The 26,991-nt window shown below is 69.4% G+C and carries 24 protein-coding genes and 1 tRNA gene; 14 read left to right on the top strand and 11 right to left on the bottom strand.

Going from position 1 to position 26,991, the window contains the following annotated elements; all coding sequences use genetic code 11:
- Positions 1-13: 13 nt before the first annotated feature.
- The 3 genes from BSY19_RS10195 to BSY19_RS28135 are packed head-to-tail and all read right to left on the bottom strand — an operon-like array spanning position 14 to position 2,001.
- Positions 14-460 carry a DUF2948 family protein gene (locus BSY19_RS10195; RefSeq protein ID WP_069054072.1) on the bottom strand — a complete coding sequence of 149 codons (447 nt, stop codon included), beginning with the start codon at positions 458-460 and terminating at the stop codon, positions 14-16.
- Between the two features lie 32 nt (positions 461-492).
- Positions 493-1,782: a UDP-N-acetylglucosamine 1-carboxyvinyltransferase gene (gene murA, locus BSY19_RS10190; protein ID WP_069054071.1), complete on the bottom strand. Its 1,290-nt coding sequence runs from the start codon at positions 1,780-1,782 to the stop codon at positions 493-495.
- A 54-nt stretch (positions 1,783-1,836) separates the two neighbouring features.
- On the bottom strand, positions 1,837-2,001 hold the full coding sequence (locus BSY19_RS28135) for a hypothetical protein (RefSeq protein ID WP_236840505.1): 165 nt from the start codon (positions 1,999-2,001) through the stop codon (positions 1,837-1,839).
- Positions 2,002-2,295: 294 nt separating this feature from the next.
- Between BSY19_RS28135 and BSY19_RS10180 the strand changes: the two genes are divergently transcribed.
- From BSY19_RS10180 to BSY19_RS10165, 4 genes are all read left to right on the top strand, one after another.
- Positions 2,296-3,252 (top strand): enoyl-CoA hydratase-related protein, encoded by a 957-nt coding sequence (locus BSY19_RS10180; protein ID WP_171905122.1) that lies wholly within the window; start codon positions 2,296-2,298, stop codon positions 3,250-3,252.
- A 134-nt stretch (positions 3,253-3,386) separates the two neighbouring features.
- The gene (locus tag BSY19_RS10175) at positions 3,387-5,711 is read left to right on the top strand and encodes a putative bifunctional diguanylate cyclase/phosphodiesterase (protein ID WP_069054068.1); all 2,325 of its coding nucleotides are present in this window, start codon (positions 3,387-3,389) and stop codon (positions 5,709-5,711) included.
- 283 nt (positions 5,712-5,994) lie between these two features.
- The gene (locus BSY19_RS10170) at positions 5,995-7,395 is read left to right on the top strand and encodes a dihydrolipoyl dehydrogenase family protein (RefSeq protein ID WP_210184422.1); all 1,401 of its coding nucleotides are present in this window, start codon (positions 5,995-5,997) and stop codon (positions 7,393-7,395) included.
- Between the two features lie 11 nt (positions 7,396-7,406).
- On the top strand, positions 7,407-8,867 hold the full coding sequence (locus BSY19_RS10165; RefSeq protein WP_069054067.1) for a sensor histidine kinase: 1,461 nt from the start codon (positions 7,407-7,409) through the stop codon (positions 8,865-8,867).
- Positions 8,868-8,882: 15 nt separating this feature from the next.
- Here BSY19_RS10165 and BSY19_RS10160 read toward each other — a convergent pair whose 3' ends face one another.
- Positions 8,883-9,512: a S24 family peptidase gene (locus BSY19_RS10160; RefSeq protein ID WP_069054066.1), complete on the bottom strand. Its 630-nt coding sequence runs from the start codon at positions 9,510-9,512 to the stop codon at positions 8,883-8,885.
- Positions 9,513-9,678: 166 nt separating this feature from the next.
- Here BSY19_RS10160 and BSY19_RS10155 point away from each other — a divergent pair, with 166 nt between their 5' ends.
- From BSY19_RS10155 to BSY19_RS10140, 4 genes are all read left to right on the top strand, one after another.
- Positions 9,679-10,023 carry a DUF952 domain-containing protein gene (locus tag BSY19_RS10155; protein ID WP_069054065.1) on the top strand — a complete coding sequence of 115 codons (345 nt, stop codon included), beginning with the start codon at positions 9,679-9,681 and terminating at the stop codon, positions 10,021-10,023.
- Positions 10,020-11,108: a quinone-dependent dihydroorotate dehydrogenase gene (locus tag BSY19_RS10150; RefSeq protein ID WP_069054064.1), complete on the top strand. Its 1,089-nt coding sequence runs from the start codon at positions 10,020-10,022 to the stop codon at positions 11,106-11,108. Before BSY19_RS10155 ends, BSY19_RS10150 begins: the two co-directional genes overlap by 4 nt.
- A gap of 141 nt (positions 11,109-11,249) precedes the next feature.
- Entirely contained in the window at positions 11,250-12,215 is a 966-nt protein-coding gene (locus BSY19_RS10145; RefSeq protein ID WP_083247517.1) for a cache domain-containing protein, read from the top strand.
- On the top strand, positions 12,215-13,282 hold the full coding sequence (locus BSY19_RS10140) for a ligand-gated ion channel (protein ID WP_069054063.1): 1,068 nt from the start codon (positions 12,215-12,217) through the stop codon (positions 13,280-13,282). The genes BSY19_RS10145 and BSY19_RS10140 overlap by 1 nt, the downstream gene beginning before the upstream one ends.
- 2 nt (positions 13,283-13,284) lie before the next feature.
- On the opposite strand, the gene BSY19_RS10135 is transcribed toward BSY19_RS10140, so the two are convergent.
- The 3 genes from BSY19_RS10135 to BSY19_RS10125 form a co-directional block, all read right to left on the bottom strand.
- Entirely contained in the window at positions 13,285-13,554 is a 270-nt protein-coding gene (locus tag BSY19_RS10135; RefSeq protein WP_069054062.1) for a DUF6460 domain-containing protein, read from the bottom strand.
- Between the two features lie 83 nt (positions 13,555-13,637).
- The gene (locus tag BSY19_RS10130; protein WP_067996465.1) at positions 13,638-14,318 is read right to left on the bottom strand and encodes a response regulator; all 681 of its coding nucleotides are present in this window, start codon (positions 14,316-14,318) and stop codon (positions 13,638-13,640) included.
- 116 nt (positions 14,319-14,434) lie between these two features.
- On the bottom strand, positions 14,435-16,072 hold the full coding sequence (locus BSY19_RS10125; RefSeq protein ID WP_069054061.1) for a cisplatin damage response ATP-dependent DNA ligase: 1,638 nt from the start codon (positions 16,070-16,072) through the stop codon (positions 14,435-14,437).
- A gap of 122 nt (positions 16,073-16,194) precedes the next feature.
- Here BSY19_RS10125 and BSY19_RS10120 point away from each other — a divergent pair, with 122 nt between their 5' ends.
- A complete protein-coding gene (locus tag BSY19_RS10120) occupies positions 16,195-16,962 on the top strand; it encodes an SGNH/GDSL hydrolase family protein (RefSeq protein WP_069054060.1) in 768 nt (255 codons plus the stop codon).
- Between the two features lie 10 nt (positions 16,963-16,972).
- On the opposite strand, the gene BSY19_RS10115 is transcribed toward BSY19_RS10120, so the two are convergent.
- A complete protein-coding gene (locus BSY19_RS10115) occupies positions 16,973-18,049 on the bottom strand; it encodes a ligase-associated DNA damage response exonuclease (RefSeq protein WP_236840504.1) in 1,077 nt (358 codons plus the stop codon).
- A gap of 23 nt (positions 18,050-18,072) precedes the next feature.
- On the opposite strand from BSY19_RS10115, the gene BSY19_RS10110 reads away from it, so the two are divergent.
- Positions 18,073-19,032: a class I SAM-dependent DNA methyltransferase gene (locus BSY19_RS10110; RefSeq protein ID WP_069054059.1), complete on the top strand. Its 960-nt coding sequence runs from the start codon at positions 18,073-18,075 to the stop codon at positions 19,030-19,032.
- 76 nt (positions 19,033-19,108) lie between these two features.
- Positions 19,109-19,444 carry a hypothetical protein gene (locus BSY19_RS10105; protein ID WP_069054058.1) on the top strand — a complete coding sequence of 112 codons (336 nt, stop codon included), beginning with the start codon at positions 19,109-19,111 and terminating at the stop codon, positions 19,442-19,444.
- A 23-nt stretch (positions 19,445-19,467) separates the two neighbouring features.
- Here the strand turns inward: BSY19_RS10105 and BSY19_RS10100 are convergent, their stop codons facing one another.
- The gene (locus tag BSY19_RS10100) at positions 19,468-19,884 is read right to left on the bottom strand and encodes a hypothetical protein (protein ID WP_171905119.1); all 417 of its coding nucleotides are present in this window, start codon (positions 19,882-19,884) and stop codon (positions 19,468-19,470) included.
- A 192-nt stretch (positions 19,885-20,076) separates the two neighbouring features.
- Between BSY19_RS10100 and BSY19_RS10095 the strand changes: the two genes are divergently transcribed.
- From BSY19_RS10095 to BSY19_RS10085, 3 genes are all read left to right on the top strand, one after another.
- Positions 20,077-22,563, top strand: a complete 2,487-nt coding sequence (locus tag BSY19_RS10095; RefSeq protein WP_069054056.1) for a ligase-associated DNA damage response DEXH box helicase — start codon at positions 20,077-20,079, stop codon at positions 22,561-22,563.
- Positions 22,560-23,270 (top strand): ligase-associated DNA damage response endonuclease PdeM, encoded by a 711-nt coding sequence (gene pdeM, locus BSY19_RS10090; RefSeq protein WP_236840503.1) that lies wholly within the window; start codon positions 22,560-22,562, stop codon positions 23,268-23,270. Before BSY19_RS10095 ends, pdeM begins: the two co-directional genes overlap by 4 nt.
- Before the next feature lie 177 nt (positions 23,271-23,447).
- A tRNA-Thr gene (locus BSY19_RS10085) sits at positions 23,448-23,522 on the top strand.
- 37 nt (positions 23,523-23,559) lie between these two features.
- On the opposite strand, the gene BSY19_RS10080 is transcribed toward BSY19_RS10085, so the two are convergent.
- Together BSY19_RS10080 and BSY19_RS10075 are read right to left on the bottom strand one after the other, a co-directional pair.
- Entirely contained in the window at positions 23,560-24,270 is a 711-nt protein-coding gene (locus BSY19_RS10080) for a response regulator (protein WP_069054054.1), read from the bottom strand.
- Positions 24,267-26,984 carry a sensor histidine kinase gene (locus BSY19_RS10075; protein ID WP_069054053.1) on the bottom strand — a complete coding sequence of 906 codons (2,718 nt, stop codon included), beginning with the start codon at positions 26,982-26,984 and terminating at the stop codon, positions 24,267-24,269. Before BSY19_RS10075 ends, BSY19_RS10080 begins: the two co-directional genes overlap by 4 nt.
- Positions 26,985-26,991 lie beyond the last annotated feature (7 nt).

Genomic DNA, 26,991 nt, shown 5'->3' with positions numbered 1-26,991 from the left:
GCGGCGAAGCGCCTCAGGCGTCCTCGGGATGCTCCGGCTTGCCGAGCGCTTCCCAGACCGGGCCGAGATCCTTCATCTGCGCCTCGATGCACTCGACCGTGAGCCTGATCGCCGCGCCTTCCGAGAAGTGCAGGGTGATCTCGCCCGTCGGCGCCTCGCCCGCGGTGAAGCCCATCGCCAGCAGGCTGAGCACCCGGTCGCTCATCGCCTTGTCGATCCCCGTGCTGCGCACCGACATCACACGGTCGAAATGCAGGGCCGCCAGCCGCCGCCGGTGCTGACCCCGCGCCGCACCTTCCCAGTCGAACCGCCTCGCGGCGAGGGCGAAGCGCCTATCCGCAGGCAGCCAAACGATATCCGCCACCTTCAGGACGGCATCCTGGAGGTGGGCCGAGAGGATCGCGAGATCATCGGCATCGAGCGCGATCAGCTTCAACGGGTCTGCGGCGTCATCCGACATGGCGGTGTTCTTGGCCGTGGCATCCCCTGACGTCAACCGCTGAGACGCTCGACCAGGGCGCCACAGCGCGTCAGCTTGGCCTCGAGGGCCTCGAAGCCGCGGTCGAGATGGTAGACCCGGTTGATCGTGGTCTCGCCCTCGGCCGCCAGACCGGCGATCACGAGCGACACCGAGGCGCGCAGGTCGGTCGCCATCACGGGCGCGCCGGTGAGCTTGGCGACGCCCTCGACATGGGCGCAATCGCCTTCGAGCCGGATCTTCGCGCCGAGGCGGGCGAGTTCCTGCACGTGCATGAAGCGGTTCTCGAAGATCGTCTCCCGGATCCGGGAGGTTCCCCTGGCCTTGGTCATCAGCGCCATGAACTGGGCCTGCAGATCGGTCGGGAAGCCAGGGAAGGGGTCGGTCTCGACATCGACCGCCTCGAGCGGCTGGCCGTTGCGGCGCACCCGGATGCCCTCGTTGGTCGAGGACACCTCGACGCCGGCCTTGACCAGCACGTCGAGCGCCGACTGCAGCAGGTCCGCCCGCGCCCCTTCGAGCAAGACGTCGCCGCCGGTCATGGCGACGGCCATGGCATAGGTCCCGGTCTCGATCCGGTCGGGCAGGACGGCGTGATGCGCGCCGCCCAGGCGCGCGACGCCGGTCACGACGATGCGGCTCGTCCCGGCGCCCTCGATCTTCGCGCCCATCTTGGTGAGGCAGGCGGCGAGATCGGTGACCTCGGGCTCGCGGGCCGCGTTCTCGATGACCGTGGTGCCCTGAGCCAGGACGGCGGCCATCAGGGCCGTATGCGTGCCGCCGACGGTGACCTTCGGGAAGACGATCTCGGCTCCCTTCAGCCCGCGGGGGGCGCGGGCGATGGCATAGCCGTTCTCGATCTCGATCTCGGCGCCGAGCCTCTCGAGCGCCATCAGAAGCAGATCGACCGGGCGCGTGCCGATGGCACAGCCGCCCGGCAGCGAGACCTTGGCCTCCCCCATGCGGGCGAGGATCGGCGCGATCACCCAGAAGCTGGCGCGCATCGTGGAGACGAGTTCGTAAGGCGCGCAGGTGTCGACGATCTGGCGCGCTGTCAGCGCGATCGTCTGGCCCGTCTCGGCGGACTGGCCGATACGCTTGCCGGCGATCGAGCGGTCGACGCCGTGATTCGAGAGGATGCGCGACAGCGCGCTGACATCCGACAGGCGCGGCACGTTGGCCAGGGTCAGCGTCTCGTCGGTGAGCAGGCTCGCGATCATCAGCGGCAAGGCGGCGTTCTTGGCGCCGGAGATCGGAATGGCGCCGTCGAGGCGCTGGCCGCCGGTGATGCGGATCTTGTCCATCATGAAGTCCTGCTGAGCCGCCCGGCGATCACCGGTGGCGAGGAATGTCTGTGTTCAGGACCGGTTGGAGTCGGCCTGGGCTCGTGGCGCCTCGTCCTGCGCGGGCGCCTCCTCCGCGCGACGAGCCCGGGCCTGAGCCTTGCGGCGCTTCAGGTTCTCCCGGAGGGCGGCGGCGAGGCGCGCCCTCTTCTCCTCATCTGCGGCTGTCTGGCGGTTCACGGCAACAACTCGGTACCGGGGTTGAACGCTCATATCGCGGCGAATTCGCGGCGCATCGTTAGCCGCCCGCGCCGCTTTGGACAAGCAGGACGGCGGCGCGGCATGCCGATTGCTCGGCCTCGCTCACGGCGGCGTCGCGTGCCCCGTCCCGGGACGCCTGGAAGATCAGAACCTGACGTTAGGTAATAAAGATTAACGTAATTAACCATTCGACCGAGATTTCATTTACAGTTTGTTAACTTCACGTACGTTGTCGGCATCGCACCAGACGCTCGGCGATACGGGATGAGCAGCATGTTTCAGCCAGTTGCTTCGGTCATGGACTTCCCTCCCGCAGCCCAGCTCGACAGCTGCGAGGTCATCGACGCGATCCGCCGCCGGGCCGGCTTCCTGCCGGAGACGCAACTGGCCTACGAGCCCGCGATCCAGACGCTGTGGGTCACGATCCGGCCGGAGCTGAAGCCGGTCTTCACGCTGCAGCTGCTCGACAGCCTGGTGAAGATCCAGTCGGCGATCGTCGCGCTCTGGGGCGCGCCGGACCAGTATCACCGGGCGCCGGTCCGGTTCCTGGCCTTCCGCGGCCGGGGCCCGTTCTTCACGCTCGGCGGTGATCTCGATTTCTATCTGGACTGCCTGGCCAAGAACGACCGCGCGGCGCTGGCCGAGTATGCCAGGCTTTCGGCGGCCGGCGCGGTGCTGAATGCGAGCGGCCTCAACGGCCTGGTCGTCACGCTCTCGACGATCCACGCCAAGGCGATCGGCGGTGGCATCGACGCGCCGCGTTCCTGCAACGTGATGATTGCCGAAGAGCAGGCCTCGTTCGTCTACCCCGAGATCAAGTTCAACCACTTCCCGATCACCGCCGTCGCCATCCTGTCGCGGCGGATGGGCGCGCGAGCGGCGGAACGGATGCTGATGTCGGGCGAGGAGATGAGCGCGCAGGCCTTCTTCGAGGCCGGCGGGCTGGAAGCGGTGGTGCCGACCGGCACGGGCGAGGCCTGGATCCGGAAATACGCCCAGGATTTGCTGCCCATGCACGCGGCCAAGACGGCGCTGTTTTCGGCCTTCAACCGGCGTGCGGGGGACCTGCAGCAGGAGCTCGACGAGCTCGGCCGGATCTGGACCGACTGCATGCTGCGCCTGACACCGAGCGCGATCTCGAAGCTGCAGCGGATCGCCCAGACGCAAGACCGGATGCTGGCTCGGATGTATCAGCGACCGGCGGCCGGAGGCCTTCAGCTCGGGCTTTGAGCCGGGCTGCCGTCATGGCGACGGGCTCGCGCAGCAACACCAAACATTTACCTCTCGGCCTTTAAAAGCTTTTAATCGGGGAGTTATTGTAGGCGCTGCAGCAGCGCTTGCGGCGGCCACCTAGGCGGGATGAGATGGCGCTCGGGCTGAGGGATTGGTGGAATGCCAGGCAGCGGCGCCCGGGCGAGGGCTTCGATCAGCCCAGCTACGCCCTGCTGGTCAGCTCCCTGTTCTCGTCGCCGGCCTCGATCATTCCCGGCGGCGTCGCGGGAATCCTGACCCCGTTCCTGTGCTGGATTTCCACCGGCCTGCCCCTGTTCGAAACGCTCACGATCGTGGTCGCGCTGATCGTGCTGCTGCGTCTGGCCAACTTCGTCGCCTATCGCAAAAGCGACCATTCCCGGGACGGCTATGAGGAAACCCGTCGCTGGGACCGCGATTATTTTCTCGGAGCCACCGCCTTCAGCGCCGTGCTCGGCTACAGCTGCTACGCCGCGCTGACGCATACGGACGACCCCGCGGCCCACATCACCTCGGTCGCCTCGACCATCGCCATCGCCTCGGGCTACGTCTCGCGCAATGCCGGCCGGCCGAAATTCGTCGCCGTCCAGTTGCTGACCTTCTGCGTGCCGATGGCCTTCGGCCTGATCCAGGCCCACAACCCCTATTATCAGTACATCGGCTATTTCGCCTTCCTGTACGTGGCGGCCAACATCGCCATCACCAATTCGCTCCACCGCAACCTGCTTGCGCTGAGCGATGCGACCAAGCAGTCCAAGGCCCTGGCCTCGGCGCTGCATTCGCAGAACCTGACGCTCGACGCCGCCCTCAACACCATGATTCACGGGCTGGCGATGTTCGACCGCGATCTCAAGCTCGCCGTCAGCAACGCGCCGCATCTCGCGCTCTACGGCCTGCCGGAAACCCTCGCCCTGCCGGGCACGCCGATCTCCGCCATCGCGCGCTTCCTGGTCGAGCGGCAGGTGGTCGCCGCCGGCCAACTGCGCGATCTGCGCGAGGCGCTGGCGGAAATCCAGGCGACGCAGCAGACGACGAGCCGGGAAATCCAGACGCGCAACGGCCGGGTTCTGGTCGTGACCTTCGCGCCGGCCGCCGAAGGTGGCGTGCTGATGTCGACGGAGGATGCCACCGAGCGAAAGGCGACCGAGGCGCGGATCGAGCAGATGGCCCGCTTCGACGAGTTGACGGGCCTCGCCAACCGCTTCGAGTACAACCGCACCATCACCGATGCCTTCGGGCGGCTGGAGCGGACCGGCGAGCCCTTCGCCCTGCTCTATGTCGATCTCGACGGCTTCAAGCAGGTCAATGACAGCCTCGGTCACGACATCGGCGACCGCGTGCTGATGGAAACGGCCGAGCGGCTGCGCGGCGCCGTCCGCAGCAGCGACCAGCTGGCGCGTTTCGGAGGCGACGAGTTCCTGCTGATCCTGCCGGCCGCGAACCACAGCATCGTCACCGCGATCGCCCAGCGCATGATCGATTCGATGACGGGCGCGTTCACCCTCGACAACAAGACGGTCTACGTCACGGCGAGCATCGGCATCGCGATGGCGCCAGCCGATGGCGCCAATCCGGCGGATCTGCTGCGCCACGCCGACACCGCGCTCTACAAGGCCAAGGCCGCCGGCCGCAACACGCTGATGTTCTTCAATCCGGCGATGGCCGAGGAGATGCTGGAGCGCCACGAACTCGAGGTCGACTTGCGCAAGGCCTGTGAGGAGGGCTCGCTGGAGCTGTTCTACCAGCCGATCATCGACCTGCGCACGGGCGAGGTGGTCTCACGCGAGGCGCTGATGCGCTGGCGCCATCCGACGCGCGGCATGGTTCCCGCCGGCCAGTTCATCCCGATCGCCGAACAGTCCGGCCTGATCGCCACGATCGGCGACTGGGCGATCCGGCAGGCCTGCAAGGACGCCGCCTCCTGGGAGAAGCATGTCGGCGTCTCCGTCAACATCTCGCCCCTGCAGTTCCGCGAGCCGCGCCGCATCATCGAAGCGGTGAAGCTGGCCCTGATCACATCCAGCCTGCCATCGCACAGGCTGACGCTGGAAGTGACCGAATCACTCCTGATCGAGGACAACAAGACGACGCTCAGCGTCATCGACGAGTTGCGCACGCTCGGCGTGACCTTCGCGCTCGACGATTTCGGCACCGGCTATTCCTCGCTCGCCTATCTCTCGACCTATCCCTTCGCCCAGGTGAAGATCGATCAGAGCTTCACGCGGACAGTCCACTCCAGCGAGGCGTCCAAGGCGATCATCGAGGCCGTGTGCCAGCTGGCACGCCGGCTCTCGATGAATGTCGTGGTCGAGGGCATCGAGACCGAGCAGCAGCGCATCGCCGTCCAGCTTCTCGGGGCCCAGCGGGCGCAAGGGTATCTCTTCGGCAAGCCCGCGCCGCTGGCCGCCCTGATGGAAAAGGGCCGTCACGTGGCCTGAACGGTCAGGGCGTGACGAATGGGCACGGTTCCCCGACCCTTCGCCACAGCGCAGAAAGCGGCCCGCGCGACAGAGCCGCCTTGATTCTGCTCCAGCGACGACGCATCAGCGACAATGGCCTTTCATCTGCCAGCCAGGGAGACGGCATGATCGCATCCGACGCCCCCTTCGCATCGCTGCCCGAGCGCGCGCCGCGCATGATTTGGCTGCGCATGGGAGCGTCTGCTTGAGCGACCCTGCGACGCCCCCCCCTCGGTCCGCGCCCCTGACGCCGGACCTCTGCGTGATCGGCGCCGGGACCGGCGGCCTCGCCTTCGCGACCGCTGCCGCGGCCTTCGGTGTCGCCATCGTCGTCGTCGAGCGAGGCCGGATGGGCGGCGATGTCGGCGACACCGTCATCGAGGCGCTGGCGGCCGCCGGAGCGCGGGCCCAGGCCGTCCGCGAGGCGAGGCGGTTCGGCATCGTCGCGGCGGAGCCCGAGATCGACGACGCGCAACTGCATGACCACATCCAGCGCGTGCTGACGGCACAGGCCCCCAACGTCTCGGCCGAGCGCCTGACCGCGCTGGGCGCGACCGTGCTCCGGGGGGACGCGCGCTTCGTCAGCCGCAGCACGGTGATGGTGGCCGACCAGGCCATCAAGGCGAGGCGCTTCGTCATCGCCACCGGCGCCCGTACGGCCGTGCCGGCCCTTCCCGGCCTCGATGGCATCCCGCATCTCTCGGTTTCAGATCTGGCCTCCCTGACGCGCCGGCCGGAGCGGCTGATCGTGCTCGGCGGCCAGGCCAGCGGCGTCGCGATCGCGCAGGCGATGCGGCGCCTCGGCAGCCAGGTGGCGCTGGTCGACGAGGGCGATCTGCTGCGGCGCGAGGATCCGGAGGCGGTCGCCATCCTGCGCCGGACCCTCCTGCGCGAAGGGGTGGCGCTGCACGAGCGCGCCACGATCAAGCGCGCAGAGCGCGCGAAGGGCGGCGTGCGACTCGTGATCGGCGATGGCGCCAGCGGCTCCGAACGCACGATCGAGGGCACGCATCTTCTGCTTGCCGGTCCCGCCCAGCCCGCCATCGACGGGCTCGACCTCGAGCTCGCCGGCATTCGCCGCGGGCCGGACGGGATCCAGGTCGATCGCGGCCTGCGCTGCACGAACCGCCGCGTCTATGCGATCGGCGACTGTGCCGGCGGCGCTCCCGGCTCGGTCGGGGGCGGTCATGTCGCCGAGGAGCAGGCCCGGCTCGTGCTGCGCAACGCCCTGTTCCGGCAGCCGGGCGCCTTCACGCCCCTGGCGGCGCCCCAGGCGACGCGCACCTTTCCGGCGATCGCCCGTGTCGGCCTGTCGGAAGCGGACGCCCTCGCGAATGGCCCCGTCCGCATCCTGCGCTGGCCCTATGCCGAGAGCGCGCGGGCCCAGGCGGAGCGGACGACGGATGGCTTCGTGAAGCTCGTTACCGACGCGAAGGGCAAGCTTTTGGGTGCGAGCATCGTCGGCGCCCAGGCGGACGAGCTGATCGCGACCATCGGTCTGGCGCTGAAGCGCGAGATGAGCGCCGCCGAACTGGCGGAGCTGCTGGCGCCCTGGCCGTCGCTGTCGGAGGTCTCGAAGCGCGCGGCGGCCTCCTTCCTGGTCCCCCTCGCCACCAAGCCGCTCCTGCGCCGGATCATCGGCATCCTGCGCCGTTTCGGGTAGGTTCGGGATCGATGCAGCCTCAGTTGCCCGACAGGGAACAGATCTCGATCAGCCTGCCGCGCGGGCTGACGCGGCTCGGCCTGTCCGCCAAGCTGCTCGTCCTGACGGTGCTGTTCGTCATGCTGGCGGAGGTGCTGATCTACCTGCCCTCCGTCGCCAATTTCCGGCGCAACTGGCTCAACGACCGGCTCGCGGCGGCGCAGATCGCCGTGCTGGTGCTGGAGGGGGCGCCGCAGGACGGCCTGCCGGAGGGCAGCGAGAACCGCCTGCTGATGGGCGTCGGCGCCCGCGCGATCGCGGCGCGCGTCGGCGGTGCGAGGCGGCTGCTCAGCCTCGATTCGATGCCGCCCGCGGCGGTCTCCCGCACGGTCGACCTGCGCAGCATGGGCTGGGCCGAGGCGATCGGCGACGCGCTGGAAACGCTGGTGATGCCGCCGGCGCAGATGCCGATCCGCGTCATCGGCGAGGCGGTCGGCGGGGCCGATTTCGTCGAGATCGTTATCGACGAAGCACCACTGCGGCACGCGCTGCTGAAATTCTCGGGCAATCTGCTGGTGATCTCGCTGATCATCTCGGGGCTGACGGCGGTCGCCGTCTATCTCGCGCTCAACTGGATGATCGTCGGCCCGATCCGCCAGCTCGCCGCCAACGTCATGGAATTCGAGATCGACCCGGAGAATCCGCACCGGATCATCGAGCCGACGCAACGGGCCGACGAGATCGGCGAGGCGCAGCGCGCACTGGCGCGGATGCAGATGACGCTGGCGGGCGAGTTGCGGACCAAGAAACATCTGGCCGAGCTCGGGCTCGCGGTCAGCAAGATCAACCACGACCTGCGCAACATGCTGGCTGCCGCCCAACTCATGTCGGACCGGCTGACCGAGACCCGCGACGCCAAGATCAAGAGCTTCGCGCCGCGGCTGATCGCGACACTCGGGCGCGCGATCGACTTCTGCCAGGCGACGCTGGCCTATGGCCGGGCGGCCGAGGCCACTCCCGTGCTGAAGGACGTGGCCCTGCGCCAGCTCGTGGCCGAGCAGGCCGAGATGCTGGGCCTCGCCGAGGCGGCGCTGGTCAGCTTCGCCAACGAGGTCCCGAGCGATCTGGTCGCCCCCTGCGATCCCGACCAGATGGCGCGCGTCCTGCTCAACCTGATGCGCAATTCGGTTCAGGCGCTGACACAGGCCGGCGCGGAAGCCGGGCTGAGGCCGATGCTGGCCGTGCGGGCCGAGCGCGACAACGGCTCGGTCGTCCTGCGCGTCGCCGATAACGGCCCGGGCGTGCCCGAGCGGGCACGGGCCAACCTTTTCCAGGCCTTCCGTGGCTCGGTGACGCCGGGGGGAACGGGGCTCGGGCTCGCCATCGCGGCCGAGCTGGTGCGGCTGCATGGCGGCATGATCGCGCTGGAGCCGTCCGAGACAGGCGCCGTGTTCAAGGTGACGCTGCCGGCGCCCCGGTCGGCCAGCGCCTGAGAGACCCAGCCCGAACTACTGGCTCGCCCAGATCACCCGCGCCATGAAGGCGATCTCCGCAAGGGGCAGCACGCGGTCGCCATGCTCGGGGTTGAGCGAGGCGAGCTCGACGGTCTTCGCGGTCTGGCGCTTGAGCTGCTTGGCGAGGACCTCACCCTCGACGGTCTTGACGACGACGCGGTCGCCGCGCCGCACGGTCGCCGTCGGCGAGACGATGATGGTGTCGCCGTCGCGGTAGAGCGGCAGCATCGAATCGCCGGAGATCTCCAGCGCATAGGCCTTCTCGTCGGCGACGCCCGGGAAGGCGACCTCCTCCCAGCCCGTGCCCACCGGAAAGCCGCCATCGTCGAAGAAACCGCCGGAGCCCGCCTGGGCGAAGCCGATCAGCGGGATCGTGCGCGAGGGCGCCGCGCCGCGCCGCATCACCACGCTCATGAACTCCTCGAGCGAGGCGCCCGTGGCGGCCAGGATCTTGGCGATCGATTCGGTCGAGGGCCAGCGCTCGCGCCCGTCGGGCCCGATGCGCTTGGAGCGGTTGAAGGTCGTGGCGTCGAGGCCGGCCTTGCGGGCCAGGCCCGAGGCGGTGAAGCCATAGCGCTGGGCGAGCGCGTCGATCGCGGTCCAGATCTGATCGTGGGAGAGCACCGCGTGCGCCTCGCAGGGATGTTGCCGTCAGCCGGGGATAACGATAGGAAATATCCCCTAATCCATGAGACTTCAATCTGATTTTGACCCGGGCAGCGATAAAAATTGGCGAAGCCTCCTGACAGCCGCTAAGCCGTCCCGCAGCCACCATCCGCCGAGGTCGCCCGTGCCGCTCATCTACAAGATCTGCCCCGACAGCCTGTGGCGCGCGGCCGAAGCCGAAGGGCGCTTCGACGGCGCCGCCATCGATCTCAGCGACGGCTACATCCACTTCTCGACCGGCGCCCAGCTCCGCGAGACCGTGGCGAAGCATTTCGCCGGTCAGCAGGATCTGCTCCTGATCGCGGTCGAGGATGACAAGCTCGGCGCGGCGCTGCGCTACGAGCCCTCGCGGGGCGGCGACTTGTTCCCGCATCTCTACGCGCCGCTCGGGACGCGGGACGTGCGCTGGGTGGCGCCGCTCGCCCTGAGGCCGAATGGCGCCCACCTCATTCCGGAGGACGTCGCGTGATCGGCTCCCTGTTCAACCTCGCCCGGCCGCTGATCCACAAGATGGATGCCGAGACCGCCCACCGGCTGACGGTCGCGGCGCTGGCGGCCGCGCCCTCGCTTCGGCCGGCCCCGGATGATCCGGTGCTCGCCACCGAAGCCTTCGGGCTGTCCTTCTCCAATCCGGTCGGTCTCGCGGCGGGCTTCGACAAGCATGCCGAGGCGGTGGACGGGGCACTCGGCCTGGGCTTCGGCTTCGTCGAGGTCGGCGGCGTCACGCCCCTGCCCCAGCCCGGCAACCCCAGGCCGCGCGTGTTTCGACTGGTCGAGGACGCCGCCGTGATCAACCGCTACGGTCTCAACAGCGACGGTATGGAGGCCGTGGCGCAGCGGCTGGCGGCCCGGCGTGCGCGCGGCGGCATCGTCGGCGTCAATCTCGGCGCCAACAAGGAATCAGCCGACCGCGCGGCGGATTATGCGGTGCTGACGCGCAGGCTCGCGCCGCTCACCGATTTCGTCACCGTCAACGTCTCCTCGCCCAATACGCCGGGCCTGCGCGACCTGCAGGCGGAAGCGGCGCTCGACGACCTGATCGCCCGGGCGATCGAGGCGCGCGACGAGGCGGCGGCGGGCGGGCGACCGACGCCGATGCTCTTGAAGATCGCGCCCGACCTCACCCTGCCGGAACTCGACGGCATGATCGCGGTGGCCCGGCGCCGCCATATCGACGGGCTGATCGTCTCCAACACCACCATCGCGCGCCCAGCCAGCCTGCGCAGCCCGGCGAAGACGGAGACCGGCGGCCTCTCCGGCAAGCCGCTCTTCGAGGCCTCGACGCGCCTGCTCGCCGAGGCCTTCCTGCGGGTCGAACGCCAGTTCCCGCTCATCGGCGTCGGCGGCATCGACTCGGCGGAAACCGCCTTCGCCAAGATCCGCGCCGGGGCCGATCTCGTGCAGTTCTATTCCGCGATGGTCTTCCAGGGGCCGGGGCTGGTGAAGACGGTCAAGGCCGGCCTCGCGGCTGAGGCACGTCGGGCCGGGCTGCCGAAGCTCGCCGCCCTGGTCGGGCGCGATGCCGCCGCCATCGCGGCCGGAAAGGGACTCTAGCTGCTCCGAGGCGGCGATCCCGGCTGCGGCCTCTTGCCGCCGCCGCCGACCTGGCCTATCGGGCCTGACGCACCCTGTGCCGCGAGATGCCTGCCGCCGTCATCGCCGCCTCGGAGCGGCTGGATAGCGAAGGGCCTGGCCTTGCCGAAACTCGACTGGAAGACGCTCGCGGCGAGCGCGTTCGCGCCCGCCCTGCTGATCACGCTCATTCTCGGGGCCATGCTCTGGCACCAGCACGACAGCGTCGAGCGGGTGGCGGACCGCGACCGTGCGGCACAGATGCGTCTCGTCGGGTCGCTGCTCGACACCAATTTCGACCAGGCCGCGAAGTTCTCACTGGCGCTGGCGGAAACCTTCGCGCGCAATCCGCAGATCCGCGAGGCGCTGGCGGCCGGCGACCGGGCCCGCCTGCAAGCCCTCTCGAAGGACGCCTACCAATATCTCAGCCGCCAGGCGAGCGTGCAGATCTTCGGCTATCACTCGCCGGATCTGCGCTACCTGCTGCGCATGCACCGGCCGGAGCAGCATGGCGACGACATCTCCGGCTTCCGCGCCATGGTCGTCGCCGCCAATCGGTTGCGACGGGCGCAGACCGGGGTCGAGATCGGGATCGCGGGCATCGGCATCCGCGGCGTCGCGCCCGTCGAGCAGGACGGCACCCTCACCGGCAGCGTCGAGGCCGGGCTCGACATCCGGCCGCTGCTCGATCTGGTGAAGACCGCGACCAATACGGACATCGCGGTGGTGGCGGCCTCGTCGCTGAGCGGCGTCGCGCTGGACCCGAAGCTGCCCTCGGTCGGCGATCTCACCCTGATGGCGGCGACCGACGAGATGCTCTTCGGCCGTTTCCTGCGGGCCTTTCCGACCCGGCCCGTGCGCGATGTCGAGATCGGCACGCGGCGCATCGACGGCCAGTCCTACGGTGTCATGGCCCAGCCGCTGGTGGACTTCTCCGGCCGGCTGATCGGCATGGCGATCATGCTCAAGCAGGAGCCCGGCTCGGACTGGCGGCGGCTGATGACGGAACTCTGGGTCATCGCGCTCTGCGGCGGCATCCTGGCCTTCGTCGGCTTCCTCGTCCTGGCCCGCCGGCGGCGCGAGGCGTGATGCGACGGCTCGTCCTGATCGCCCTGCTGCTGCTCGCCTCAGCGGGGATGGCCCCCGCCGAAGACGCCGCGCCCGGCGCCCGCACGACGCTGCCGCAGGGAGTGGAGTTGCCGGTGCGGGTGCGGGTCGCGCTGCGCGTGCTCAACGTGCTCGAGATCAAGGAGGTCGCCGGCCAGGGGCGCCTCCAGGTCGAACTGACGCAGCGCTGGCAGGACCCTCGCCTGGCCTTCGACGCGATCGCGCGTGGCCTCGCCCGCGACGACCGGGTCGGGGACGAGGCGGACGAGTATCTGAAGACGATCTGGACGCCCGGGCTGACGCTCGACAACCAGATCGGCGACAAGGATTCGCGCAGCGTCGCGCTGTCGGTCCACGCCCATGGCGAGGTCATGCTGATCGAGCGGTTCGAGAGCGACTTCCGCTTCCGCATGAACATGGACGCCTTTCCCTTCGACCAGCAGCGGCTGACGCTGTCGCTGTCCCTGCCGCGCTATCCGCAGCAGGAGGCGGTGATCGTCACCACCGAGGCCGACCGGCAGTTCTCGGGCGTCGACGCCACGCCGTCGGTCGTCGACTGGCGCCCGCTCGGCCTGCGCTTTTCCAACGACCTGGCGATGGGCTGGAACGCGCGTTCCTATTCGCGCCTGAACGCCACCGTCACCATGGCGCGCGACGCCCAGCGCTACATCCTGCGCGTCTTCGTGCCGATCATGGCGGTGCTGGCGGTGTCGCTCTTCGTGCTGTGGTCGCCCGGGCTCAAGGAGCAGGACAAGGGTGGGCTGATCTTCTCGTCGCTGCTCGCGCTGGCGGCGATCAGCTTCACCTTCGAATCGAGCTTTCCGGGCTCGATCTCGCTGAACACCCCGATCGCCGAGATGATCTCGCTCGGCTACCTCTATCTCGTCGCCGTGCTGATGTTCGAGATCGTGCTGGCGGTGGCCATCGCCCGCCCGCAGGGCCGCTGGAGCGGCGAGGCGGCGGCCTTGCGCCTGCATCTGCGCTGGGCCCTGCCGGCCATCATGCTGATCGTGTGCCTCGGGGCCGCGCTACGGGCGCTGCCGGGCTGACCTCAGCGGCGCGCGGCGAACAGGCGCGACAGCAGCCAGAGCGGCACGACGAGGAGCGCGCCGCCGATGATCCACTGGCCGACCTCGCTCAGGGCGCCGAAGCCGAGATCGCCGAGAGCGCGCACGAAGCGCGCCGCGGCCTCGAACAGGGCGCGTGGCGAGAGGCCGAGAAAGGCCATGGCGGCCCCGACCAGCAGCGAGATGAAGAGCAGCCGCACGAGCACGCCGAGCGGCGAGCCGCCGAGAAAGCGTTCGATCCTGCCATTGGCCATGGTCAAGCAAGTCCCCGATCCGCGCCCATCACGCGCCCGGATGGTTGAACCCCGGCTGAACGGGCTGTCAACCCGCTCGCGGATCAGGAGGTCGCGGAGGCCCCGGCCGTGGCCCAGGCGGTTCCGGCGATCTTGGCGGCGGCGATGACGGCCTGGGTGCGGCTGTCGACGTCGAGCTTGGTCAGGATCGCCGAGACATGGGCTTTCACCGTCGCTTCGGAGACGCCGAGCTCATAGGCGATCTGCTTGTTCAGCAGCCCTTCGGACAGCATCATCAGCACGCGCACCTGCTGCGGCGTCAGCGTCGAGAGGTTGCGCACCATCGTCGCGGTCTCGGCATCGACGGGCGCCGTCAGATCGACCCCCGGCGGCGTCCAGACGCCGCCGTCGAGCACGGCCCGGATCGCTTCGCCCATCTGCTCGACATCGGCCGTCTTGGGCAGGAATCCGAGCGCGCCGAACTCGATGCAGCGGCGGATCACGGCCGGGTCGTCATTGGCGGAGACCACGATGACCGGGATCTCGGGATGGTCGGCCCGCAGGAAGAGCAGGCCGGAAAAGCCCTGCACGCCCGGCATGGTGAGATCGAGCAGGACAAGATCGGCGTCGCCGCCGCTGTCCAGCGCTTCGGTCAGCGCCTCCAGCGAGCCAACCTCGCTGACATCAGCGCCTTCGAGGGCGGTCGAGACCGCCTGCCGGAGCGCGCCACGAAAGAGCGGATGATCATCCGCGATGACGATCCGTGTCGACGGCTGTCGTTTCATGGGATCCCATCCTCATGCCCGGTCCGCATTGTGCCTCAATCGGACACCGGTTCAAGCCATCGGCGCGAGCGGCCGCCGACCCGGCAGGCTGTGAACCATCGCGTGCCGGTGCGCAATCAGCCATTCGGCGGCAGCAGCGCCTCCAGCGCCTCGATCCGGTCGGCCTCGAGCGGGGGCTTGTCCCAGCGAATCCGGCTGATGCGGGGAAAGCGCATGGCGACGCCGGACTTGTGCCGCGTCGAGCGCTGCAGCCCCTCGAAGGCGACCTCGAAGACGAGCCCGCTGTCGCGCGTATGCGTGACCTCGCGCACGGGACCGAAGCGGTTGAGCGTGTGCTTGCGGACATAACGGTCGAGTTCGACGAGTTCCTCGTCGGTGAAGCCGAAATAGGCCTTGCCGACCGGCACCAGCTCGTCCGCCCCGCCTTCACCGGCGCGCCAGACCCCGAAGGTGAAATCCGAATAGAAGGACGAGCGCTTGCCGTGGCCGCGCTGGGCATACATCAGCACGCAGTCGACGAGCCTGGCCTCGCGTTTCCACTTCCACCAATGGCCCTTGGGGCGGCCCGGCAGATAAGGCGAATCGAGGCGCTTGATCATGCAGCCCTCGACGGCTTCCGCATCGGCGCCGGCGCCCGCAGCCGCAGGGTCGGCGCGCGCGGCGGCCAGCGACTCCCAGTCGCTGAAGGCGATCGGCGGGGAGAGGTCGACGACCGGGCTGGCGAGGCGGGCCACGAAAGCCTCCAGCCGCGTCCGGCGCGCCGAGAGCGGCAGCTCGCGCAGATCGTCCTCACCATCGACGAGCAGGTCATAGGCGCGGATATGCGCGGGGTGCTCGAGCAGCATCTTGGACGTCACGCTCTTGCGGTTGAGCCGCTGCTGCAGGCTGTTGAAACTCTGGACTGCCGCCTCGCGCCGCACCAGCAGTTCGCCGTCGAGCGTGCCATCCAGCGTCAGCGCCTCGACCACGTCCGGGAAGGCGGCCGCGATGTCCTCGCCGGTCCGCGAGAACAAACGCGTGACGCGCTCGCCATCGGGCCGCGTACCGGTGACGGCCTGGACGCGGATGCCGTCCCATTTCCACTCGGCCTGGAATTCGGCCGGGTTCATCTTCTCGAAATCGCCGTCCTCGATCGGGTGCGACAGCATCACCGGCCGGAAGGGGGCAGGATCGGTCGCCTCGGGCCGCGGGCCCCTGCCCTCCAGCCAGGCGAAGAGCGTGGCATAGGGCGGCTCCAGCCCGTGCCAGACCTGCTCGACCTCGTCGGCCGGGATGCCGCCGAGGCTGGCGGCCGCCGTCTTCGCGAGGCGCGCGGAGACGCCGATGCGCAGCGAGCCGGTGATCAGCTTCAGCAGCGCCCAGCGGCCGGTCTCGTCGAGCGCGTCGAGCCAGGAGGCGACGAGGCGCGGCAACTCGGTCTTGCCGACGCTACGCAGGCCCTCGACGACGTCCGGCAAATGGGGCACGTCGTTCGCCCCCCGACGCGCCGGCCACATCAGCGCCACCGTCTCCGAGAGATCGCCGACATAGTCGTAGGAGAGTGCAAACAGCACCGGGTCCGTCCGCTCGGCGATCAGCGCCCGGACGAGCCCGGCCTTGGCGTTGGGAAAGACGAGCCCGCCCGTCATCGCCGCCAGGGCGAGACCGCGGTCGGGATCGGGCGTGCTGCGCAGGTAATCCGCGATCAGCGCGAGCTTGGCATTGCGGCGCGGCTCATAGGCCAGCCGGTCGAGGAGCCAGGCGAAACGGTTCACGAGGCCCGCCGCCGGCGCTGTGAGGCCTGTTCGAGAACGCGACGGTCGGTGCGGCGCATCATTCAGTTTCCATTCATGAACGGGGCGGCACGCTGCTCTCCGCTGAGGGGGAACTGCTGCCGATGCGTATCGCCATCCGGGTCACGGGCCTCGCCATCGCCATGGCGACGGCGCTTGCGGGCGCCGCCCAGGCCGGCTCCTTCATCTGCCGCGAAACGCCGATCGTCGCGCCGAACCACAAGCTGACGGCGCTTGCGCCGCGCGTCGCCGTCGGCGGCAAGCTCGAGATTCTCGCGATCGGCTCGTCCTCGACCGAGGGCGTCGGCGCCACCAGCCGCGACAGGAGCTATCCCGCGCGGCTGCAGACCCTGCTGTCGACGGCTTGGCCGCGCATGCAGGTGACGGTCGCCAATGCCGGAATCGGCGGCGAGATCGCCCCCGAGACGCTGGCGCGGCTGAAGAAGGCCCTCACCGAGCGCCGCTACGACCTCGTGATCTGGCAGGTCGGCACCAATGACGCGGTGCGCGGCGGCGACATGGCGGCGTTCCGGGCGATGATCGCCGACGGCATCGCCGTGGTGAAGCAGGCCGGCGTCAGCCTCGCCTTGCTCGACCCGCAGTATTTCCCCGGCATCCGGGAGCCGGCGCGCTACCAGAGCTATGTCGAGGCGATCGCCGAGGTCGCCAAGCGCGAAAGCGTGCCCGTCTTCACGCGCTACGAGACGATGCGGGAATGGCACGAGGCCGATGCCCAGGCCTTCCGGGCCGCGCTCGCGGCGGACAGCTTCCACATGAGCGATGCGGGCTATGACTGCCTCGCCCGCGACATGGCCGCGGGGCTGGTTTCGCTCACGGCGTCGGGCCGCCCTGTCGTCGCGCAGACGAAGTAGGGCCCCGGCCTCAGACGGCGACTGCATCGGCGCCCTCCGCGACGGCATCCACCTCGCCCTCGTCGCCATAGCCCACCAGATGCAGCGGCTTGGCGCGCAGGCCGACGCTCGTGCACCAGTGGACGAGCGCGTCCGCCTCGCCATGGGTGACCCAGATCTCTCCCGCACCGGTCTCGCGGATGGTGGCCTGGAGGTCGTCCCAATCCGCATGATCGGAAACGATCAGAGGCAGCTCGACGCCCTTCTGGCGGGCGCGGGCGCGAATGCGCATCCAGCCGGAGGCGAAGCTCGTGACGGGGTCGGGGAATTTGCGGGCCCAGAGGTCCTGGATCGCGCTCGGCGGGCAGATGACGATCTCGCCGCCCAGCGTCTTGCGCTCCGCGGCGACGACCTTGCGGACCTCGCCCAGCTGCGCGCCCTCCGACAGATAGAACTCGGTCAGCTTCTCCATCGCGCCATGGAGATAGAGCGGGCGGTCGTATCCGGCCTCGCGGATCAGGGCCATGACGCGCTGCGCCTTCCCCAGCGAATAGGCGCCGACGATGTGGGTCCGCTCGGGAAAGACCCGGACCGATTCCAGGAGCTTGCCGACCTCGGCATGGGCCGGCGGGTGGCGGAAGACCGGCAGGCCGAAGGTCGCCTCGGTGATGAAGATGTCGCAGGGGACGGGCTCGAAGCCGGCGCAGGTCGGGTCGCGCTCGCGCTTGTAGTCGCCCGAGGCGACGATCCTCAGGCCGCCGGATTCGACGACGATCTGGGCCGATCCCAGCACATGCCCGGCCGGCACGAAGGTGAAGTTCACCGCGCCGATGCGGATCGTCTCGCCCGGCACGGCCTCCTGCCGCTGGCCGGTGAAGCCCTCGCCGTAGCGCAGCGCCATGATCGCGAGCGTCTCGCGCGTCGCCAGCACGGCGCCATGACCGGCGCGGGCATGGTCGGAATGGCCGTGGGTGATCAGCGCCCGCGCCACCGGCCGCACCGGGTCGATGTAGACATCGGCCGGAGGGCACCAGAGGCCGGCCGGCGTCGGGATCAGCATATCGGAGGGGCGCATCGTCCCCGGCGCGTTGCGTCTGGCCAGCGTCATACTCCTCAGATAGACCCGCGCGCATGATCGAAAAGGCCCCGACCGCGCATTCTGCCAGTTCCGGCGATCCGACGCTGGACCGCCGCTATGGCTGGGCCGAAGCCGCCTTCAAGGAGGGAGACGCGCAGGCCTGTGTCGAGATCCTCGACCAGACCCTGGCGCAAGCCTACCACTTCACCGCCGCCTGGCATCTCTACGGCCTCGCGCAGGAGGCGCTCGGCCACAGGGAAGAGGCGGCGACCGCCTGGCGGCAATGCCTGACGCTGGACCCCAACGACCATTTCGGCGCGCGGCTCGACCTCGCCCGCATCGGCGCGATGCCGGCGGAGGACGCCACCTCCGAGAATTTCTCCGGCACGCTCTTCGACGGCTATGCCGAGCGCTTCGACAGCCACCTCACCCAGGCCCTGCATTACAACGCTCCCGATCTGATGCGGGCCGCGCTGGCTCGCCTCTGCGACAACGCCGGCCGGCCGATGCGGTTCGCGACCGCCTTCGACCTCGGCTGCGGCACGGGGCTGATGGGCGAGGCGATCCGCGACGCCTGCGGTTTTCTCGCGGGCTGCGACGTCTCGCCCCGCATGATCGAGCGGGCGCGGGCCAAGACGAAAGGCGATGGCTCGCCGCTCTACGACAAGCTCGCCGTGGCCGGCCTGACCGCCTTCCTGGCCAGTCGGCCGGATGCCGGCGCCGATCTCGTGCTCGCGGCGGATGTCTTCGTCTATCTCGGCGAACTCGCGCCCGCCTTCGCCCAGAGCGCGCGCGTGCTGAGCGGCGGCGGCCTGTTCGCCTTCACCGTGCAGAGCCATGAGGGCGAGGGCGTCGTCGTCGGGGCGGATCGGCGGTTCGCGCATGCGGAGACCTGGCTGCGGCTGCGGCTCGAGGCGGCCGGCTTCACCGTCCTGGCGACCGAGGCCGTCAGCACACGGCAGGATCGCGGCGTGGCCGTGCCCGGCCTGCTGGTGGTGGCCGAGAAGCGGTGAGGGGGGTCCGCTTGGGGGCGCAAGCGGTACTAGAATAGGTCGTTTGCCGTTGGCCGGCCGGTGGAGAGTGACGATAGTGAGCGAACGGCAGATATTGATCGATCGCGTCAACGCGGTCCTGCGGCGCCACACGGATGTCGCGTCGCTCACCTTCGCCAGGGTCGGAGACAGCATTGATGCCAGATTGAGGCTGAGCGGATCCGGCCTTATCGCCCTGAGAATGCACCGGCTCAGCGCAACGAATTTCGAAGCCTTGAACACCCATCAAATGTCGCTGTTCATAGCTGATGTCCGAGCCGACCAGCATGATCTGGCCAGCTACCAGATAGCCGACCACATTGACGATAGCGTTCTATGGCGCTGCCAATCCATTATCTTGGTCACGAACGGCGAACGGATCGAATTGCTGTGATGTCCGCAAAGGGTCGAAAGCGGTCATGCCGCGCTGGGTGCCTGCGCGTCCAATCGGGCGACAATCTCTGCAATCATCGGTGCTGTTTTAGCTTCAATCGGATCCTCGCCACATGAGGAGAATTCCCCCGCGTCGAACGCGAGGAATACGTCCCAAAGTAGCGGATGCACGGGTACCCCTTCGCTCGCGCGGTCCACCATCGGCCAATGGAGACCATTGGCGATAAAGTCGCCCAACTCGAACTCGATCTCTCCGCGATGAAAGCCGCGAGCCAGGGCGTCGGCGATGCGTCGAAAGAGTTCATCCACGTCGCCGGCAGTGAACGAAGCGCTCCAGCGTTGAACGTCGGCCTCGGACAGAGCGGCTGCAGAGCTATCGATTTCTCCTCGCTCCAACTTGCGCAGTCGAACTCGCATCTCTTCGATCAGAAGCTGCATCATCTTGACCCGGCCCAATGACTTGGCGTCCGGAAATTAGCTACCCGCACCGCATCAATCAAATGCCCGCCTTGGGTCGATCGCGGCCATCTCGACGTCGCCCGGCGATGCCGCTCTCGACTTTGCGACCCATAGCGGGCCCACCCGCCTTATTCCCCTTTCGTTCTCCCTCACCACCCCCTATCTTTGGCCTGCATGGCCACCCTCCCCGCTCTTCCGCCCGCCTTCACGGGCTGGTTCGCCAGCCGCGGCTGGAGCGCGCGACCGCATCAGCTGGCCCTGCTGGGAGAGGCCCGCGCGGGCCGCTCGACGCTGCTGGTGGCGCCGACGGGCGCCGGCAAGACGCTCGCCGGCTTCCTGCCCTCGCTGGTCGAGCTGTCCCAGCGTGAGGGGAAGCGCGAGGGGCTGCACACGCTCTACATCTCGCCGCTGAAGGCACTCGCCGTCGACATCGCGCGTAACCTCGATGCCCCGATCCGCGAGATGGCCTTGCCCATCACGGTCGAGACCCGCACCGGCGACACCTCGGCCGCCAAGCGCACGCGCCAGCTCCGCACGCCGCCGGACATCCTGCTGACGACGCCCGAGCAGCTCGCGCTGCTGGTCTCGCATCGCGACGCCGCGCCGTTCTTCGCCAGCCTGCGCCGGATCGTGCTGGACGAGCTGCATGCGCTGGTCACCTCCAAGCGCGGCGACCTGCTTTCGCTCGATCTGGCGCGGCTGCGCAGCCTCGCCCCGCAGGTCAGCGCGGTCGGGCTCTCCGCCACCGTGCGCGAGCCGGCCGATCTGCAGCGCTTCCTCGGCGGCAGCGAGACGCCGGCCGGGCTGGTGACGGTGAAAGGCGGGGCGGCGGCCCGCATCGGCATCCTGCAGACGCCGACCCGCCTGCCGATGGCCGGCCACACCACCGGCCATGCGATGGGGGCGATCTACGCGGCCATCAAGGCTCACAAGCTGACGCTGGTCTTCGTCAACACGCGCATGCAGGCAGAATTCGCCTTCCAGGCGCTGTGGACGATCAACGACGACAATCTGCCGATCGCGCTGCATCACGGCTCGCTCGACGCCACCCAGCGTCGCAAGGTCGAGGCGGCGATGGCCGAGGGGCGGCTGAAGGCGGTGGTCTGCACGGCGACGCTCGATCTCGGCATCGATTGGGGCGATGTCGACCTCGTCGTCAATGTCGGTGCGCCGAAGGGCGCAAGCCGGCTGATGCAGCGCATCGGCCGCTCCAACCACCGCATGGACGAGCCCTCCCAGGCGCTGCTCGTCCCTTCCAACCGCTTCGAGCTGCTGGAGTGCCGCGCGGCGCTCGACGCCGTGGCGGAGGCCGCGCAGGACACGGCGGATGCCCGCATCGGGGCGCTCGACGTGCTCGCCCAGCATGTTCTCGGCGTCGCCTGCTCGGACGGGTTCGACTCCGAGGCGCTCTATCGCGAGGTCTGCACCGCCTCGCCCTATGCCGGGCTGGAGCGGGCCGATTTCGACGCGGTGGTGAACTTCGTCGCCACCGGCGGCTACGCGCTGAAGAGCTATGAGCGTTTCGCCAAGCTGCGGCAGGACAAGGCCGGGCATTGGCGCGCCAGCAACGCCCAAATCATCCAGCAATACCGCATGAATGTCGGCACCATCGTCGAATCGACCATGCTCAAGGTGCGGCTCGGACGGGCGCGCGCCGGGAAGCCCGGCCAGCCATCGCAGGTGACGCGCGGCGGGCGCGTGCTCGGCGAGGTCGAGGAGTATTTCGCGGAGACGATGACGCCGGGCGACACCTTCATCTTCGCCGGCGAGGTGCTGCGCTTCGAGGGCATCACCGGCAATGAGGCGGTCTGCTCGCGCGCCCCGCCCGGCACCGACCCGAAGATCCCCTCCTACAATGGCGGCAAGTTCCCGCTCTCGACCTTTCTCGCCGCGCGCGTGCGGGCCATGCTGGCCAACCCGAAGGAGTGGGACAGCCTGCCCGATGAGGTTTCCTCCTGGCTGCATGCGCAGCGGCTGAAATCGCGCCTGCCCCAGCCCGGCGAGCTGCTCGTCGAGACCTTCCCGCGCGGCGGGCGGTTCTACCTCGTCGCCTATCCCTTCGAGGGGCGGCTGGCTCACCAGACGCTCGGCATGCTGCTGACGCGGCGGCTGGAACGCGCGCGGATGCGGCCGCTCGGCTTCGTCTGCAACGACTACGGCATGGCCTGCTGGGGGCTCGGCGACATGTCCGCGGCGATCGCGCGCGGGGCCTTGAGCCTCGACGAGCTGTTCTCGCAGGATATGCTGGGCGACGATCTCGAGGAGTGGCTGGCGGAATCGGCGCTGATGAAGCGCACCTTCCGGCAATGCGCCGTGATCGCCGGCCTGATCGAGCGGCGCTTTCCGGGCCAGGAGAAGAACGGCCGGCAGGTCACCATGTCGACCGACCTGGTCTACGACGTGCTGCGCCGGCACGAGCCCGAGCATGTGCTGCTCAAGGCCGCACGCGCAGATGCCGCGACGGGCTTGCTCGACATCAAGCGCCTGGGCCAGATGCTGACACGGATCAGCGGGCGAATCGTGCATCAGCCGCTGGATCATGTGTCGCCGCTGGGCGTCTCCGTCATGCTCGAGATCGGCCGCGAAGCGGTCTATGGCGAGGCGGCCGACGAGATCCTGGCGGAGGCCGAGGCGATGCTGACCGAAGAGGCGATGGCGTGAACGCAGTGGCGGCGAGCGACCAAGGAGCGACCGAGGCGGTCTTCCTGCTCGGCCGGCTCGTGGTCGTGCCCGACCATTCGGGCGCGCTCTGGCTGCCCGACGAGCGCACGCTCGTCGTCGCCGACCTGCATCTCGAAAAAGGCTCCTCCTATGCGCGGCGCGGCGTCTTCCTGCCGCCCTATGATTCGGCGGCGACGCTGGCCACGCTGTCGGCCGCGATCGCCCGCCATGCGCCGGCCCGCGTCATCGCGCTCGGCGACAGCTTCCACGACCGCGAGGCGGACATCCGCCTCGGCGAGGACAACCGCGCGACGCTGCAGCGGCTGCAGGCGGGCCGCGACTGGCTCTGGGTGACCGGCAATCACGACCCGCAGATCGGCGCGGCGATGGGGGGCGACAGCGCCGCAACGGTCGATCTGCGCGGCGTCACCCTGCGCCATGAGCCCGACGCCCAGGAGACGGGCTTCGAGATCGCCGGCCATCTCCACCCGGCGGCCAAAATCAGGATGCGTGGGCGGGCGCTGCGGCGGCGCTGTTTTGCGCTGTCGTCCCGGCGCTGCGTCATGCCGGCGATGGGCGCCTATGCCGGCGGCCTGAACCTGCGCGACGAAGCCTTTCGCCCGCTGCTGGGGCCGGGCTTCAGCGCCCATCTCCTGGGCGACGCCCGCCTCTTCCGCATCGACCCGCGGCGGCTGCTGCCGGATTGAACACAGGCGGCCCGGCCTCGCGCCGACGGCGGACCGCAGGGCCGGGACCATCTCGTGTGCGCTGCGACGATGTGGGTTGCGTCCACCCGGCGCTTGTGGCATCAGGACGCCGCTTCGGAACGACGCCCGCCCTGCCCCTCGCCCCGGCGACCGCAGGACACCCCGGCCGACGATCCTGCTGCGGTAGCTCAGTGGTAGAGCACACCATTGGTAATGGTGAGGTCGAGAGTTCAATCCTCTCTCGCAGCACCAGCATTTTTGCTGGTTTCCCAAGACAATTGAGATCAAGTCAGCCGACGGGGCTGCGGGTATCGACGAGCCGGTAGCCAACACCGGGTTCGGTGACGATGAAGCGCGGATCGGCGGCATCGTCGCCGATCTTCTCGCGGATATGGCCGACAGCGATGCGCAGATAATGGGTGTCGGCCGCATGGGCCGCCCCCCAGATGGTCGTCAGCAACTGCTTGTGACCGACCAGCTTGCCGGCATTGCGCGCCAGCAGCGCGACGACGTCGAACTCCTTGCGCGTCAGCTTGACGGCCAGGCCGTCGACGCTGACCGTGCGGCTTGCCAGATCGATCTCGAGCCCGCCGATGCGGATCGCCGCCGGTTCGGCGCTGCGCTCGCCGCGGCTGCGCAGCAGCGCCCGCAGCCGCGCCAGCAACTCGCCGGTCGAGAACGGCTTGGTCACATAGTCGTCGGCGCCGGCATCGAGCGCCGCGATCTTCTCGGTCTCGGCATCGCGCACGGACAGCACGAGGATCGGCACGCTCGACCATTCGCGGATCGCCTGGATCACCGCCTTGCCGTCCATGTCGGGCAGGCCGAGATCGAGCAGCACTGCATCGGGCGCCATCGTCGCGGCCCGCTCGACGCCGAGACGGCCGCGATCGGCCTCCAGCATCTCGAAGCCGCCGGCGCCGAGCACGATCGCGAGAAAGCGCCGGATCGGCGCCTCGTCGTCGATCACCAGGATGCGGGCGGGCTTGGGCTCGGTCATTCGGAGAGGTCGCTGCAGGCAGGGGCGAAGGGCAGCCTGATCACGATCGCGGCGCCGCGTCCACCGGACCCCGCCTCGGCCCGAGCCGTCCCTCCATGGGCCTCGACCAGTCCGCGCACGATGGACAGGCCGAGCCCTGTGCCGGCCGGACGCGAATCCCCCTCCGCGACGCGGTGGAACAGGTCGAAGACGCGCTCGCGCTCGGCCTCGGGGATGCCCGGCCCCTCGTCGGTCACGGCAATCTCGGCCATGGCGCCGTCGGCCCGCGCGGTGATCGTGATCGACGTTCCCGCCGGCGCGTATTTGGCGGCGTTCTCGACGATGTTGGCGATGGCCTGGCCGATCAGCACCGGGTCGACATGGAGCGGCGGCAGGTCGCGTGGCGTCTCGATGACGAGGCCGTGGCTGGCGAGCACGCGCTTGAGATCATTGCGGACGACGCCGAGGATCTCGCGCAGATCGACCGCCGCGCGCTTGGGCGCCAGCACGCCATGGCCGAGCCGGGTCATGTCGAGCAGATTCTGGACATAGCGGTCGAGCCGGCGCGCCTCGTCGAGGGCCGTCAGCGTCAGCTCGCGGCGGTCGGCCGCGCCGAGGACGCCATCGGTCTCGGCCAGGCTCGACACGGCGCCGATCACCGTCACCAGCGGCGTGCGCAGATCGTGGCTGACGGAGTTCAGGAGCGCGCCGCGCAGCTTCTCGCCCTCGGCCGAGACGCGGGCATTCGCCAGTTCGCCGGCGAGCCGCGTCCGCTCCACCGCCACGGCGACCTGATCCTCGACCGCCAGCAGCAGGCGCCGCGTCTCGGGGTCGAGCCCGCGCTGCCGGTCGCGGAAGCGCACGCCGATCACACCCAGAATGCTGCTGGCGGTGGCGAGCGGCACGAACAGCCATTCGGCCATGGGCAACGTCGCAGTGCCGGCTCCGGCCGGCTCGTTCTTCTCGAAGGCCCAGCGCGCGGCGCCCTCGGCGCGGGCATCGAGATCCTCGATCGTGGGGTGGCCCTGCACCTGCTGCAGCGCCCCCGCCGCATCCGGCATCAGGATCAGCGACTGGCAGTCCAGCGTCGCGGCGATGTGGAAGGCCGCCGCCCAGAGAACGTCGTCGGTCTGCGTGGCCGAGGCGATCTTGCGGGCGAAATCGTAGAGGGTTTCGGTGCGCCGCTGCGCGGCGCGCATCGCCTCGACCTGGGCCTTGAGGCGCCCGGCCAGCGTGCCGGTGAAGAGCGCGCCCAGCAGATACACCAGGATCGACACCACATCCTCGGAGCGGCTGATGTGCAGCGAGTAATAGGGGGGCGTGTAGAAGAAGTTGTAGGCCAGCGACCCCAGCGCGCCCGCCGCCAGCGAAGGCCCCAGCCCCCAGCGGGCTCCGACCATCAGAACCGCGATCAGGTAGATCGCCGAGATCGCGCCGCCCGGCACCGCCTCCCAGATCGAGATCGGCAGGGCCAGGATGGTCGCCACGGCGATCGCCCCGAAGGCCGTCGCGTAAGCCTGCCAGGGTCCATGCAGCCAGGGGCCGGCGACCGCCTTGCGCCGCTCGATCCGCGCATGCGGCGTCACGACGGTGATCTCGAAATCGGTGGCGTCGTCGAGGAGACGGTCCGCGACGGGCTCGCGGAAGGCGCCGGCCAGCCGCTGCCACCAGGAGCGCTGCGAGCGCGGGCGCCCGATCACCAGCCGCGAGACATTGCGCTGGCGAGCATAGCGCAGGATCTCGCCGGCGGCATCCGTCTCCGCCCGCAGCACCACCGTCTCGGCGCCGAGCGATTCCGCCAGGCGCAGCGCCTCGACCGTGACGGCGCGCGCATCCGAGGGAAGCGCCTCGTGCCGGGGGGTCAGGACCGTCGCGACGATCCAGGGCAGGCGGGCGCGCTCGGCCATGCGCTTGCCGGCGCGCACGAGACTGCGGGCGACGGGCGCCTCGTTGATGCAGACCAGCAGCCGCTCCTCCGCCGGCCACGGACCTTTGACGGCATGGGCCTGCATCCAGTCGAGCATCTCGGCATCGACGCGGCTGGCGGCCGTGCGCAAGGCGAGCTCGCGCAGCGCCGTCAGCTTGCCCTTGCCGAAGAAGTTGTCGAGCGCCCGGCCGATCTGCTGGGGCACATAGACCTTGCCGTCCTCGAGCCGCTTGATCAGCTCCTCGGGCGGCAGGTCGATCAGCTCGATCTGATCGGCCCGCTGCAGGATCTGGTCCGGCACCGTCTCCTGCACGCGCACGCCGGTGATGCGGGCGACGACATCGTTGAGGCTCTCGACATGCTGGATGTTCAGCGTGGTGACGACGTCGATGCCGGCGTCGAGCACCTCGACGACATCCTGCCAGCGCTTGGGATGGCGCGAGCCCGGCGCGTTGGTGTGGGCCAGTTCGTCGATCAGGGCGATCGCCGGCCGGCGCGCGAGCAGGGCGTCGAGATCGAGCTCGCTCAGGACCTGGCCACGATACTCGACCTGCCGCCGCGGCAATTGCTCGAGGGTGTCGAGCAGCGCCGCCGTCTCGGCCCGGCCATGCGTCTCGACCAGTGCCACGACGACATCGCGGCCCGCGCGCTGGCGCAGGCGGGCTTCCTCGATCATCGCGAAGGTCTTGCCCACCCCCGGCGAGGCGCCGAGGAAGATCTTGAGCCGGCCGGCGCCCGCCTCCTCCTCGCCGCGCGCCCCGGCGAGGAAGGATTCGGGCGGGGGCCTATCGTCTTGCGGGCTGGGCATGCGCGGG

Source organism: Bosea sp. RAC05 (assembly GCF_001713455.1).
Lineage (GTDB): Bacteria > Pseudomonadota > Alphaproteobacteria > Rhizobiales > Beijerinckiaceae > Allobosea.
Note: the sequence above shows the minus strand (reverse complement) of the source record. Positions and strands in the feature narration are given on the sequence as shown.